The following is a 12,940-nucleotide window of genomic DNA, read 5'->3' as shown; positions in this document are numbered from 1 at the left end:
CCTTCCAATCGGGCTTTTGGCAGTTTATCTCCCACCTAACTTCTTTAGAAAAGCGGAAGCGGCTCGCCCAGAATCGCAGGACGCCCACGCCTCTGACAGAGAGGCGCTTTTTGCCTCGTCCGAGGGGGCGAAACGACCGGAGATTCTAGCCGCTAGAGCTGGACAACAAAGAAATGTGGAAGTGGCTCGTCCAGAATGTGAGGGGGATGGAGCTTCTGACGTAGAGGTGTTTTTTACCTCGTAGGAAGAAGCGAAGCCACCGAACATTCTAGCCACTGGAACTGGACAGTGCTTTACCGAATTTTGAGGTGGGAGCATTACCGCCCACGAATAGCGGGATAAATTAAAAAATAAGGAAAATCATGATGAAGAAGGGGAAAGTCTGAAAAGAGAAGGGAATCTATATTTAAATATCCTTTTATAACGAATTAATGATGTTTTTTTGTAAAAGAAGAAAAAGTTCTTTATTAAGAACTTTTTCTTCAAAAAAAGAATTATGTTTTGTTTTATTTGTTTGTGACGATTACAGTTGTATTGACAGGAACGCGGTCAAATAACCAGTGTACATCATCATTATACATGCGAATACAACCAAGTGTTGTCCATTTTCCAATAGCATTTGCGTTATTGGTTCCATGGATGGCATATGTTGTTCCTTTTGTTCCATTTACATCTAGACCGAGCCAACGATCGCCTAATGGATTACGTGGATCACCGCCAGGAATGTGTCTTTTATAGTATGGTCGATTCTTAATTTTGTTGACAATCGTGTACTTTCCTAAAGGTGTTTTTGTACTGCTTTTGCCGGTAGCAACTGTAAACTCTTTAATAAGTTTACCCTTTTCATAATATGCCATCTTATTTGTCGCGACATTGACGACTAGCAAATGATCTTGCTGATTTGTCTCTGCGTTGACTGCTTTGATAGGAAGCATAGAAGAAAAGAATAATAGTAGTGCGATCATAATTTTCCTCATATTCAATTAATCTCCTTTATATATATATCCAAATCTATTATAGCTTTCTTTTATAAGGAATCCTATCCTTTTTTTTAAATATTACAGATTATCATAAATGTACTCAAAAAATGAATGAATTCAAAAAGTAGAGAGATGAAAAAGAAGGGGGTGTTCTTTTGGTATTTTTCAGATGTTAAAAAGCCGCTATTTAGCGGCTTTTTACTGCAATATATTTTTTCTGTACTTGCAATAGACGAGCGAGTAAAAAGATTGCCCCGAAAGCCAATCCTAAAATGAGTCCAATCCAATATCCTTTTGCAGTCAAAGGTGTATAGGTTGCAAGGATATAACCGAGCGGCAGACCTATGACCCAATAGGCAACGAGCGTCATAATAAGAGCTACATTTACATCTTTATAACCGCGAAGTGCACCTTGTACTGGTGTGGCAATGGCATCAGAAAATTGGAACAAAATCGCAAGCACTAGAAATTGTTTCGTTAAGTCGTGTACAACAGGGTTATTTGTATAAATAGAAGCGATATTTTCATCAAATACAAATAGTAAGAGCGAATAAACAAATGCAAAAGCTAGTGCCAATCCAATACCTATAAAGCTATAGTGCTTGGCATCTTTATACCTGGATGCACCGACTTCGAATCCAACAGAAATGGTCATTGCCATAGATAGGCTGAGTGGTGTCATATATAAAAGAGACGCAAAATTTATTGCAGACTGGTGAGCAGCAATGGTTGTTGTATTAAAATTACTCATTAATAACGTAACAGCAGCAAAAATACTTGTTTCAAAAAAGATAGCAAATCCAATAGGTATCCCGAGTTTTAATAATTCCTTCCAGCTAGATAGAGAGAGGCGATAGAAACATTGAAAGACACCATAGGAAGAGAACGGTTCTTTCGTACGAACAATGATAATCGTGATCAGTAAAATACACCAATATGTGGTTGTTGAGGCGATCGCAGCTCCGACACCTCCGAGTTTAGGAAAACCGAAATGACCAAAAATGAGCACATAGTTCAAAATGATATTAATCGGTAAAGATAGTAAAGTGATAATCATTGTTGTCCGTGTTTTTCCTAAGGCGTCAATAAAACCGCGAAGTACGGTATAGACGAACAGTGGAATGATACCAAATGCGATAATGTTTAAAAATTGACTAGCAATCTGTGCTACTTGTGGTTCTAAATGCATGGCATGCAAAATAGGTGAAACTGCAAAAAAACCAATTAGTATAACGATAAAGCTGACAAAAATCGCTAAATATACAGCTTGTGTCACAACGTGAGACACTTTTTCTTTTTGTTTGGAACCGACAAGATGAGCGACAATCGGAGTGGTCGCTATTAAAATACCTGTTAATCCTGTACTAATTGGAATCCAGATACTTGTTCCAATTGCAACGCCAGCTAAATCAGTAGCACTCGCATGGCCTGACATCGTAGTATCAAAAAAACTCATGGAAAATAATGATATTTGTGTAACGAATATGGGGAAAAATAATAAGACAAATTGTTTTATTTTTTGTGAAATTGATGTAGTTTCTTTCATATATACTCCTTTCTGAAATACAAACAAACCGCTTTAATCATACTATTGAATAAGAATTTAGAAAAGTAATGTGTACCCATGTATTGAGAGTGAATTTGAAAAAAACGATGCGTGTTTTGTAAAGATGAGGTATTATGATAAAGTGTGAATGAAGCATTATAAGGTATTAAGGAGGCACGAATGTGGCTGATTGGTTAATTGGATTAATCATGGGTGCTGTTGAAGGATTGACGGAGTTTTTACCTGTATCATCAACAGGACATATGATTCTAACAGGGCATTTAATTGGATTTGAAGGAGATAAAGCAAAAACATTTGAAGTTGTTGTGCAATTAGGGTCCATTTTAGCGGTTGTTGTTGTATTTTGGAAACGATTATGGTCATTAGTGGGAATTGGACGAGTAAAGCAAGGGCCATCATTAAACTTATTACATATTATTATCGGAATGATTCCAGCAGGTTTACTTGGTTTTTTATTTCATAGCAAAATCAAGGAGATTTTATTCGGGACAGGACCGGTTGTTATTAGTTTAGTTGCTGGTGGTATTTTAATGATTATCGCTGAGAAGTTTTCAAAACCAAGCACAGCAAAAACATTGGACGAGATTACATATAAACAAGCATTCACAATTGGGATGTTTCAATGTTTAGCGCTATGGCCAGGATTTTCACGTTCTGGGTCTACGATTAGTGGTGGGTTATTAGCTCGTGTATCTCATACAGCAGCTGCTGAATATACATTTATTCTTGCGGTACCAATGATGATTGCGGCAACAGGTCTTGACTTAATTAAGAGTTGGAGTGAATTAAGTGCAGCAGATCTTCCGTTATTTGCGAGCGGATTTATTACTGCATTTGTAGTTGCGATGTTAGCGATTGTTTCATTCTTAAAATTATTATCTCGTGTGAAATTAACACCATTTGCATATTATCGTTTCATTCTTGCTGCGGTGTTTTATTTCTTTGTTTTATAATGAAAAAACTGCCATTTGGCAGTTTTTTATTTTGCTATTTTTTCTATTATATTTTCCATGACGTGTTCCCAAATTGATGTGTCAGAAGCTAATGTTTTACGGAATTCTGCATACATGTTTTGCTGTTTTTCTTCGAACCCTGGATCTTCCTTATTAGGAAGTGTTGCACGCATAGAGGTAACCAACTCTTGTACTTTTGGTGCTCGAGGTCCCCATACCGCCTTTTCATTCCCATCTTGATCTGTAAAAATAAAAATTGGAATTGCACGTGCTGTCCCATTTGTTAAATATTGATCCATCAACTCTAAATGATCATCGCGAATGAGTAAGCTCATCTCAATGCCAGCAACTTCACAAATACGCTTCATAATTGGTACGCAAAGAAGGGCATCACCGCACCAATCTGCGGTTAAAACGATAACCTTTAAGTTGTCATTTTGACGTGTCTCTAAAGTTGGAAGAAGTTCATTTGGAATTAAGAAGTTATTGTAAATGTGTAGTAATTCGTATTGGTTTACTTTCATATTATTTACATATGTATCAAAGGACATGCCTTTTTCAAACCATTGAAGTAATGTCATGCATTACACTCCTTTCTATATTTTCTCATATTGTATCAAGTTTTTTTGTGAAAAGCTTGTAATATTACTTTTCCTTTTTATCGGTAAGCCATAGTTTATCAATTGTGAAAAAGGTTAGGACAATTAGCAATTCTCCTATATTGGAAATGGTAACCCCATCAATCCATTCATCTGTAATATGAATTGTAATCCAATCAAAGGAAATTTGTAAAATAGCAAGAAGGAGAAATGAGAGCCATTTGGGCATTTGGTTTAATGGAGCGTTAAAAAATATTTTACACAAACCAATTCCAAAACTACTAAATATGTCTAAAACAAGGCTTAATACAAAAAAGAGAAGAAGAGTTGTTCGAGATGTATATTCGATCCCAATAAGATGAAATATACCAACAGAAACAAAAAATATAAAAGCCAATGCGAGAAAAATGAGTAGGGAAATACTACTAATTACAAGTGTTTTTTCTTTTATATTTAAATCTGAAAACCGTTCGTCTTGTTCTTTCATATAAATCTCCTTTTGGTAAAAATTAACTATAACTTTATTATAACGTTTCTTAGGAGAGGGAGGGAAGTGATAAGGTAAAAAAATTTTAGTAGTGAGGTGTATTTTCTAATGATGAGAAGTTTACATAAAATGTGAACATATTTGTACGTGGTTTGTTTGAGTAGAATAAAATGAAAACAGGATGCATAGAGGCACCCTGTTTTCGCGCTGATTAAATGTACAGCATGTTTTAAAAGCAACCTTTATCATCTATTTCCAAACGATGAAGAAAAGATACATGAATTTCCAAATAAAAGGGATGACAAAATGAAAAAAGTACGTTAATATAGTTCATAATATTTTTATTTAACTATATTAAATACATAGAGGTGCTGTATAAAATGGTTAACAATCGCGAGTTGCTGATCGAGAATTTGTCGACAAATTTTTTTGCTATGTTTCGTACAATCCGTAATGATATGAACAAAATTTTTGAGGATTATATTCCGTGGAATGAATTTCTCGTGTTACGTATTTTAAATCGAAACCAAAAGGAAATGGTTTCCCGCGTTGCGAATGAATTGAATGTATCGAATAGTCATATTACGGCTGTTGCAGAAAAATTAATAAAAAAAGGACTTGTAACGCGTTCGCGTAGTACGTCAGATCGCCGTGTCGTCTATTTGGAGATTATTGATAAAGGAAAAGAGTTAGTAGCTGAGATGGAAAAACAGAACAAGCTGTATTTGAAAGAACGATTTTCTGCTTTATCTGAAGAGGAAATGACGGTTATGATCGCTATTTCGCAAAAATTAATTTAGGATAAATCATTTTATGTATTTTACATTGGGGAATCGTTAAAGCCTTCGCAACCTAGCGAAGGCTTTTCATGTGTATTTTGAATGAAACGAAGCATACTAACAATATTATGATAAAGAAGGGAAGGAAGTTGTATGACAAATCGTAATGGTAGTATAGGGAGTGGGAATCAAGGGGCACCTAAAGCCGGACAATATCAACAGGAATTTGGTACAGAGTTTATTGCTGGTGATAATAATAAAGGAAAAGAATATCGTTCGAAAAAAGGAAGCAAATCAAGGAAGGAGTGAAGTATATTCACTTCTTCTTTTCTATATAAATACAAATTAAAAAATCGAGAGAAAACCCTCTTTCTTTTGAGGTGGGCGAGAACATCTGGCCGTGCATAGAAACGGTCAGGGCCTTTTCCTGCCACATGCGAGGTTTAAAACAAAGGCAACATGTGAATAGCGGTCATGTTGTATTCTGCATAGCAGCGACTTATATGTTGAAAATTTAAAATAGATTTATATATCAGGAGGGAATATAAGTAGTGAGATAAAAAAAAGCCATCTTTGTATTTCAAGATGGCTTAGGAAGGGGGACAATTTATGTCAATTTAAGTTAGGGACAGAAAGCTGTTCGAGACATTGGGGATGTCTCATTATTAGGGAGGAACAGCTTCGATAGTTATACTATAAAAGACTGATGTGAATTCAATGTGAACTTGGAGTGAAGGAATTAGGAATTTTCTATTTTTTATTCCATAAAAGCCCGATTGGGCGGGCTAACCATCATTGGGGAATAAAAAAACCCCAATGATGGAAGTTTCACTTTATATGGAAATAAATGTTGAAATTCATAAGAAAAAAGATTATGCTCAACTATGTTACATATTATGGAGGACGGATTAAGGGAGTTAGTGCTATGAAAATAATAGAAAAACGAGACTTAAATGATCGTTTTATACGATTGAGTCCACCACAAATTTTAGCAATTGGCTTTTTTGCTTTGATTATGGTTGGGGGACTATTATTGAAATTACCAATTTCAACAAAAATGTCAATTAGCTGGGTAGATGCTTTTTTTACAGCGACATCAGCTGCGACTGTAACTGGATTAGGTGTAGTGGATGTAAATAGTACCTTTACAATATTTGGGCAAGTTGTCATTATGTTTCTTATACAAACTGGTGGTTTAGGTTTAATGACAATTGCTATTTTAATAGTTTGGGTGTTAGGTAAAAAGATAGGGCTGCGTCATCGCCTTCTTATTGGAGAAGCATTAAATCAAACGAACATTGGTGGGCTTGTAAAATTAGTAAAACGGGTGTTTTTCTTCTCAATTTGTATTGAATTAGTGGGTGTTGTATTTTTATCTATTCGCTTTGTTCCAGAATTCGGATTCGGAAAAGGAATATATTACAGCTTGTTTCATGTCGTGGCTGCTTATAATAATGCCGGATTTGCTTTATGGCCAGATAATTTAACGAGATATGTTGGAGATCCTATTATTAATATTGGTATTTGTTCGTTAATTGTAACAGGTGGTTTAGGTTTTACCGTACTCATTGATATATGGTATAGCCGCAGTTTTCGAAAACTAGTATTGCATTCAAAAATCATGATTATTGGTACGATTGTGTTAATTGTGGCTGCAATGCTTATTATATTTGTATTAGAATATAATAACGCAAAAACATTAGGTTCTTTATCATTAAGTGAGAAGTTGTGGGCATCGTTTTTCCAAGCAATTACACCGCGTACAGCTGGATTTAATACAATTGATTACGGAAGTATGGGAGAGTCAACACTGTTCTTTACGATGGTGCTTATGTTTATTGGAGCAGGAAGTGTTTCGACTGGAGGCGGTATTAAGCTTACCACTTTTGTTATTTTAATTACATCTGTGCTTTCATTTTTCAAGAAAAAAGAAGACTTGGTTTTATTTCGTCGTACAATTAAAATGTCAACGGTGACGAGAGCTTTAGCGATTGTCATTGCCAGTCAATTTTTAATTTTTGTGGCAGTATTTGTACTGATGCTTACTGAAAACTTTAGTTTTATAGAAGTTTTATTTGAAACAATTTCAGCATTTGGAACAGTTGGATTAACAATGGGCATTACAGCGAAATTATCAGCTTTTGGAAAATGCGTGATTATGTTTGTTATGTTTTGCGGATTAATTGGACCGCTAACACTTGTATTTTCACTTGCTCGGCCAGCAAAACAAAAAATTCGCTATCCAGCTGAGGATGTATTTACAGGATAAGGTATCTTGCCAGAAGCAAGATACCTTTTATCATGTTCCATGATGAAAAATTGTCTGTAAGATTCTGATCGATGGAAGCTTCGCGTTTAAAAAAGAGAGAAAAATAAGCCGATAAGAGCCGCTCGGAATATTAATGCGACAATTGCCGCTAAACCGCCAACGATTGCAGCAATTCCACCTGTAACCGTAGCGCCGCGGTTATAGGCATAGATACCGAGTAGGACAGAAAGAAGTCCAAAGAGAATTGGAAAAGTGAATAAAGATAAGACGGCAAGAGCGAGTGCGATAAATCCAGTTGTTGAACCACCTGCGGCTTTTTTCGTTACTTGTTCTTTGTCATTGTAAGGCACACCGTTCGGTGCAATTTCAGCTGCATATTCTTCTTCAAAATGATCTTCGTTTTCTCTATAACGTTCTTCATGTTTATCAGTCAATGTGATATCTCCTTTCATAAAGAGCTGCATGTTTAGTATGAGCTACTTTTGTTTTTTTATCCTATTATTCGCGGACAGTAAGCCGTGCTTTTAGCTCAAGTAACTTTTGGGAGAAGAATGTTCTACAAGGAAGATTTGCTTTCAAAAATTATTAAGTTGTAAAAACTGGTATGTCTTTATCGTTTTTGGAAACGATAAAAAGGAATTAATAGGAAAAAGAGGTGGTTTCTATGACGCAACATCCAATTGAAAACTTAATGAAAACAGCAATGGCAAATTTAAAAGAAATGGTGGATGTTAATACGATTGTCGGAAAGCCTGTATCAACAGCAGATGGTAGTATTATTTTAACCGTTTCCAAAGTTTCCTTTGGTTTTGGGGCAGGGGGAAGTGATTTTAATGTGAATGGACAAAAAACAGAGGCGCAGAGCTTACATCCATTTGGAGGTGGAAGTGGTGCTGGGGTTTCCATTAATCCTGTTGCATTTTTAGTAGTTGGAGCAAAAGGGGTTCAAGTAATGCACTTACATAGTGGTACACACCTTGTAGAAAAAGCATTGGAAACAGTGCCTAATGCCGTGCAGAGATTGGTAAATAAGCCTTAATAGGACACTTGCATTTTAAGGAAATTATGATATAGTAGTTGAAGTGTGCTTAAAAACGATACGAATATAAGGTGAATGAAAATATATAGATAATTATGATTTATGAAAGAACAAGGGAGAGGTATAAATGATTAACATCAAGAATTTTGTTGTTGGTTTATGTATGTTAGTGAGTGGTTTTGTTGTGTACGTACTAAAGGAAAAAGCGCAGTTTTAGCAAACAGGCTCATTTGTTAGTCTGTTTTTATTTTGGAAGAAGTGTTGACATTGTTGTTATAATGGGATATGATATATCTTCGTGTCTCGGTTACAGCTAGTATATATTGGTTATTGTTTACTTATACAAATCACTGATTTGCTAAAGATCGGGCGATGATGCCAACAACTTTAGTGATCACGTATAGGATAGATTGTATTTGTAAACTGTATACACATACTAGTGTATCAGGAGCGGTCGTTGGAGCCGTAATGATGAGAGAGAGGTAGGGCTTTCATCCAGTATATGTTACTTTCCCGTTAGTTAAATATAGAAAAAAAGGCTACTTTTTAATAAATGGTAGCCTTTTTTAATGTGTTTCTGAAAGAAGTTCCCATCTTTGAGCATGTGATGGGATTGCAAAGTGAAGTTTTCGATAGAATTCCTTATTCATTAAAGTTTCACTTTATTGAATTCTACTTTCGACTTGTTGACAAATTTCATCGGTTGTTAATCCTCTTGCGTCAATAACAGATCCCTTTATCACAGCATTACTAATCCCCGCTACGTTAGAATCTTGACCGCTGATAACGCAGCAGTCACATCCTTGTACATCACTTTCAGATTGCAATGAGACTACGTCATGCCCCTTTTGCTGTAATGCTTGTTGTACGTTTGTTAAAGTATTTTCTACGCCAATTTTCGCCATGTTATTCACCTCCTGCCATCTAGTAATATGTTCCTTTTTCGGAAGAATATTCACTAAATAGCAGAAGAGTTCACACGTGTGGCAGGAGAAGGAATAAACTAGTCGTTATAAACTCCCGTTAACATATCGCATACAAAGCGATCATTTTGTGCATCTTGCATTGTATAATCATTTGATTGTACATCAACAGAAGCGATATACATCGGATTTTGTATCGTTTTATGTTGCTCTACATCTGGGAGTAATTCTACATAATCTTCTAATTTACACAGCCCTTTTGTATTCATTAAATCAAATAACTGAAGCATTTCCATTACCTCTTGTCTTGTTCCTTTAATTTGTAAACATGCCATATGATTTAGCCCCCTCGAATTTGTCAAAATGATTTTTGAAAATAGGATTATGAGTAATGAGGAAAAAATATGAGCGTTATCCTCAAATTTTATTTTTTATTTTTCCACCTCACTTTATTAATCCTCTTTTTCCTAAAAACAGATGGAACGTCCGTTTATTGGATACAATACATTCGTATTTTTGGACAAAAATCCTTCCCTCGAATAAATATTTTTTGTTGAAAAAAATGTCGAAAAATATTTTTTGACATTTTGTAAACGTTAACAATGCTGATATAACAATATAAATTAGGTTGTTTATAAGTTTAAAAATTTAAAATTTTCAAAAATTTCTTTGATTTATTTGAAAAGGAAGCGTAAACTAGGAAACAATAAAAAATTCAAGGATATAGGGGGCGCTTTCAAGTGAACGAGCAATGGATTTTCTTAAATGGAGAATTTGTTCCAAAAAATGAAGCAAAAGTTTCTGTTTATGATCATGGATATTTGTATGGTGATGGGGTATTTGAAGGCATTCGTGTTTATAGTGGGAATGTTTTTCGATTGAAAGAACACCTCATTCGTTTGTACGAATCAGCAAAATCCATTTTATTAGAAATTCCATATACGTTGGAAGAAGTGACCAATATTGTTGTTGAAACGATAAGGCGTAATCAATTATCCAATGGGTATATTCGTTTAGTTGTATCACGCGGAGCTGGAAATCTTGGTTTAGATCCTGACTCGTGTTTAAAGCCAAATGTTGTTGTAATTGCAGAACAACTAGCATTGTTTCCGGCGGAATATTATGAAAAGGGTATCCCGGTTGTGACAGTTGCAACAAGGCGGAATCGTCCAGATGTATTAACACCACAAGTGAAATCATTGAATTACCTCAATAATATTTTAGTTAGAATTGAAGCGAAACTTGCTGGTGTGCAGGAAGCGCTGATGTTAAATGAGCAAGGGTATGTTGCAGAAGGTTCAGGTGACAATGTATTTATTGTAAAAGGCAATAAATTAATTACACCGCCAAGTTCTGCGGGAGCACTGGAAGGAATTACTCGAAATGCAATTATGGAAATTGGTGAGAAGCTTGGCTATGACGTAAGGGAAGAATTATTTACTCGTCATGATGTGTATGTAGCGGATGAAGTATTTTTAACAGGTACAGCAGCTGAAGTTATTGCGGTAACGAAGGTTGACGGAAGAGAAATTGGTGCTGGGAAACCAGGGACACATACAAATCGTTTATTAGAAGAATTCCGTAAGCTAGTAGTAGAAGATGGCGAAAAAATTTATGAAGAAAATAAAGTAAGTTGGTAGGAGAATAACCGATGCGAAGTAATATGATTAAACAAGGGATTGACCGGGCGCCGCATCGGAGTTTGCTTCATGCGGCAGGGGTTAAAGAAGAAGATTTTCATAAACCATTTATTGCAATTTGTAATTCATATATAGATATTGTTCCAGGACATATTCATTTAAGGGAACTTGCTGATGTAGCGAAAGCTGCCATTCGGGAAGCAGGAGGTGTTCCTTTTGAATTTAATACAATCGGTGTTGATGATGGAATCGCGATGGGGCATATTGGAATGCGCTATTCACTTCCGAGCCGGGAGATTATTGCAGATGCAGCAGAAACTGTAATTCAAGCTCATTGGTTTGACGGAGTGATGTTTATGCCGAATTGTGACAAAATTACACCAGGAATGTTAATGGCATCTGTTCGGACGAATGTTCCTTCTGTTTTTGTATCAGGGGGACCGATGGAAGCTGGAAAAGCAAAAGATGGCACTCCTCTTTCATTAGCATCTGTATTTGAAGGAGTTGGCGCTCATAAATCAGGGAAGTTAAGTTTAGAGCAGCTGATTGATATGGAAAAATCAGCATGTCCAACGTGTGGTTCTTGTTCAGGGATGTTTACAGCAAATTCTATGAATACCATTATGGAAATACTCGGTGTTGCACTTCCTGGAAATGGAACGATTGTCGCAACAAGTGAAGAACGACATAACTTAATTCGTCAAGCTGCGTCTCATTTAATGGATTTAATTGAGCGTGATATAAAGCCGCGTGACATTATTACGAAAGAAGCAATTGATGATGCCTTTGCATTAGATATGGCGATGGGCGGATCGACAAATACCGTTTTACATATGTTAGCCATCGCGAATGAGGCGGGAATTAATTATGATTTGCAGCGTATTAATGATATTGCAAAGCGTGTTCCATACTTGGCGAAAATTAGCCCAGCTTCTCATTATTCTATGCATGATGTACATGAAGCTGGCGGGGTGGCAGCTATTATTAAAGAGCTTTCACAAATTCCAGGGGCAATTCATTCGGAGCGCATTACAATTACAGGGAAAAGCATCTATGAAACAGTAGAAGATGGAAAAATTTCAGATGAAAAAGTAATTCGTCCGAAAGAGCGGCCTTATCGTAAAACAGGTGGTCTTTCCATTCTCTTTGGAAATTTAGCACCAGATGGTTCTGTCCTAAAAGTTGGAGCGATTGATGAATCAGTTACCTCATTTGTGGGTGAAGCAATTTGCTTTGACTCTCATGATGAAGCAGTTGCTGCAATTCATAGTGGTATTGTGAAAGAAGGGCATATTGTAGTCATCCGCTATGAAGGTCCAAAAGGAGGGCCTGGTATGCCGGAAATGTTAGCTCCAACATCAGCAATCGTTGGGAGAGGACTTGGAACAAAGGTTGCGTTAATTACTGATGGCCGCTTCTCCGGAGCAACAAGGGGGATTGCGATTGGGCATGTATCGCCTGAAGCGGCTGAAGGAGGACCAATTGCATATGTGAGAGACGGCGATCCGATCATCATTAATGTAAAAGATGGCAGTATGCATTGGGAAATTTCTAACGAAGTATTAGAAGAGCGAAAAAAACAATTTATTTCTCCAGAGCCGAAAGTGAAAACTGGGTATTTAGCAAGATACGCAAAGCTTGTTACTTCGGCAAACACTGGAGGAATTATGAAAGTATAAAGTGAAACTTCCGTTCACGGATGGA

15 protein-coding genes and 1 other annotated feature (1 of these 16 only partly in view) are annotated in these 12,940 nt (G+C 36.2%); of the genes, 8 read left to right on the top strand and 7 right to left on the bottom strand.

Annotation, left to right across the window (positions count from 1 at the left end; all coding sequences use genetic code 11):
• Positions 1–506: 506 nt before the first annotated feature.
• A complete protein-coding gene (locus BM350_RS07175; RefSeq protein ID WP_090915352.1) occupies positions 507–977 on the bottom strand; it encodes a L,D-transpeptidase in 471 nt (156 codons plus the stop codon).
• A gap of 190 nt (positions 978–1,167) precedes the next feature.
• Complete coding sequence (locus BM350_RS07170; protein ID WP_090915354.1) at positions 1,168–2,526, bottom strand: MATE family efflux transporter; 1,359 nt, start codon at positions 2,524–2,526, stop codon at positions 1,168–1,170.
• 182 nt (positions 2,527–2,708) lie between these two features.
• Here BM350_RS07170 and bacA point away from each other — a divergent pair, with 182 nt between their 5' ends.
• Positions 2,709–3,500, top strand: a complete 792-nt coding sequence (gene bacA, locus BM350_RS07165; protein ID WP_090915356.1) for an undecaprenyl-diphosphate phosphatase — start codon at positions 2,709–2,711, stop codon at positions 3,498–3,500.
• 26 nt (positions 3,501–3,526) lie between these two features.
• On the opposite strand, the gene BM350_RS07160 is transcribed toward bacA, so the two are convergent.
• Complete coding sequence (locus BM350_RS07160; protein ID WP_090915358.1) at positions 3,527–4,081, bottom strand: thioredoxin family protein; 555 nt, start codon at positions 4,079–4,081, stop codon at positions 3,527–3,529.
• A 64-nt stretch (positions 4,082–4,145) separates the two neighbouring features.
• Positions 4,146–4,586, bottom strand: coding sequence for a YrvL family regulatory protein (locus tag BM350_RS07155; RefSeq protein WP_090915360.1), 441 nt, complete (start codon positions 4,584–4,586; stop codon positions 4,146–4,148).
• 380 nt (positions 4,587–4,966) lie between these two features.
• Here BM350_RS07155 and BM350_RS07150 point away from each other — a divergent pair, with 380 nt between their 5' ends.
• The 3 genes from BM350_RS07150 (at position 4,967) to BM350_RS07140 (ending at position 7,634) form a co-directional block, all read left to right on the top strand.
• Positions 4,967–5,386, top strand: a complete 420-nt coding sequence (locus tag BM350_RS07150) for a MarR family winged helix-turn-helix transcriptional regulator (RefSeq protein ID WP_139207655.1) — start codon at positions 4,967–4,969, stop codon at positions 5,384–5,386.
• A 132-nt stretch (positions 5,387–5,518) separates the two neighbouring features.
• A complete protein-coding gene (locus tag BM350_RS07145) occupies positions 5,519–5,674 on the top strand; it encodes an imidazoleglycerol-phosphate dehydratase (protein ID WP_090915362.1) in 156 nt (51 codons plus the stop codon).
• Between the two features lie 616 nt (positions 5,675–6,290).
• Positions 6,291–7,634, top strand: a complete 1,344-nt coding sequence (locus tag BM350_RS07140) for a TrkH family potassium uptake protein (protein WP_090915364.1) — start codon at positions 6,291–6,293, stop codon at positions 7,632–7,634.
• An 86-nt stretch (positions 7,635–7,720) separates the two neighbouring features.
• Here BM350_RS07140 and BM350_RS07135 read toward each other — a convergent pair whose 3' ends face one another.
• Positions 7,721–8,086 (bottom strand): imidazole glycerol phosphate synthase, encoded by a 366-nt coding sequence (locus BM350_RS07135; RefSeq protein ID WP_090915598.1) that lies wholly within the window; start codon positions 8,084–8,086, stop codon positions 7,721–7,723.
• Between the two features lie 212 nt (positions 8,087–8,298).
• On the opposite strand from BM350_RS07135, the gene ytfJ reads away from it, so the two are divergent.
• Both ytfJ and BM350_RS07125 read left to right on the top strand, forming a co-directional pair.
• On the top strand, positions 8,299–8,673 hold the full coding sequence (gene ytfJ / locus BM350_RS07130; RefSeq protein ID WP_090915367.1) for a GerW family sporulation protein: 375 nt from the start codon (positions 8,299–8,301) through the stop codon (positions 8,671–8,673).
• Positions 8,674–8,800: 127 nt separating this feature from the next.
• The gene (locus BM350_RS07125; RefSeq protein WP_020063024.1) at positions 8,801–8,890 is read left to right on the top strand and encodes a hypothetical protein; all 90 of its coding nucleotides are present in this window, start codon (positions 8,801–8,803) and stop codon (positions 8,888–8,890) included.
• A 445-nt stretch (positions 8,891–9,335) separates the two neighbouring features.
• Here the strand turns inward: BM350_RS07125 and BM350_RS07120 are convergent, their stop codons facing one another.
• Positions 9,336–9,578, bottom strand: coding sequence for a YkuS family protein (locus BM350_RS07120; RefSeq protein ID WP_139207656.1), 243 nt, complete (start codon positions 9,576–9,578; stop codon positions 9,336–9,338).
• Positions 9,579–9,676: 98 nt separating this feature from the next.
• On the bottom strand, positions 9,677–9,931 hold the full coding sequence (locus BM350_RS07115; protein WP_090915371.1) for a DUF3911 family protein: 255 nt from the start codon (positions 9,929–9,931) through the stop codon (positions 9,677–9,679).
• A 405-nt stretch (positions 9,932–10,336) separates the two neighbouring features.
• Here BM350_RS07115 and ilvE point away from each other — a divergent pair, with 405 nt between their 5' ends.
• Together ilvE and ilvD are read left to right on the top strand one after the other, a co-directional pair.
• A complete protein-coding gene (ilvE, locus tag BM350_RS07110; RefSeq protein ID WP_090915373.1) occupies positions 10,337–11,236 on the top strand; it encodes a branched-chain-amino-acid transaminase in 900 nt (299 codons plus the stop codon).
• A gap of 11 nt (positions 11,237–11,247) precedes the next feature.
• Entirely contained in the window at positions 11,248–12,915 is a 1,668-nt protein-coding gene (gene ilvD, locus BM350_RS07105; protein ID WP_090915375.1) for a dihydroxy-acid dehydratase, read from the top strand.
• A 23-nt stretch (positions 12,916–12,938) separates the two neighbouring features.
• Positions 12,939–12,940, top strand: a binding site (T-box leader) (it continues 226 nt past the right edge of the window).

This window comes from Bacillus sp. 103mf (genome assembly GCF_900116295.1).
Taxonomy (GTDB): domain Bacteria; phylum Bacillota; class Bacilli; order Bacillales; family Bacillaceae_G; genus Bacillus_A; species Bacillus_A bruguierae.
This window is presented reverse-complemented; position numbering and strand designations above follow the sequence as displayed.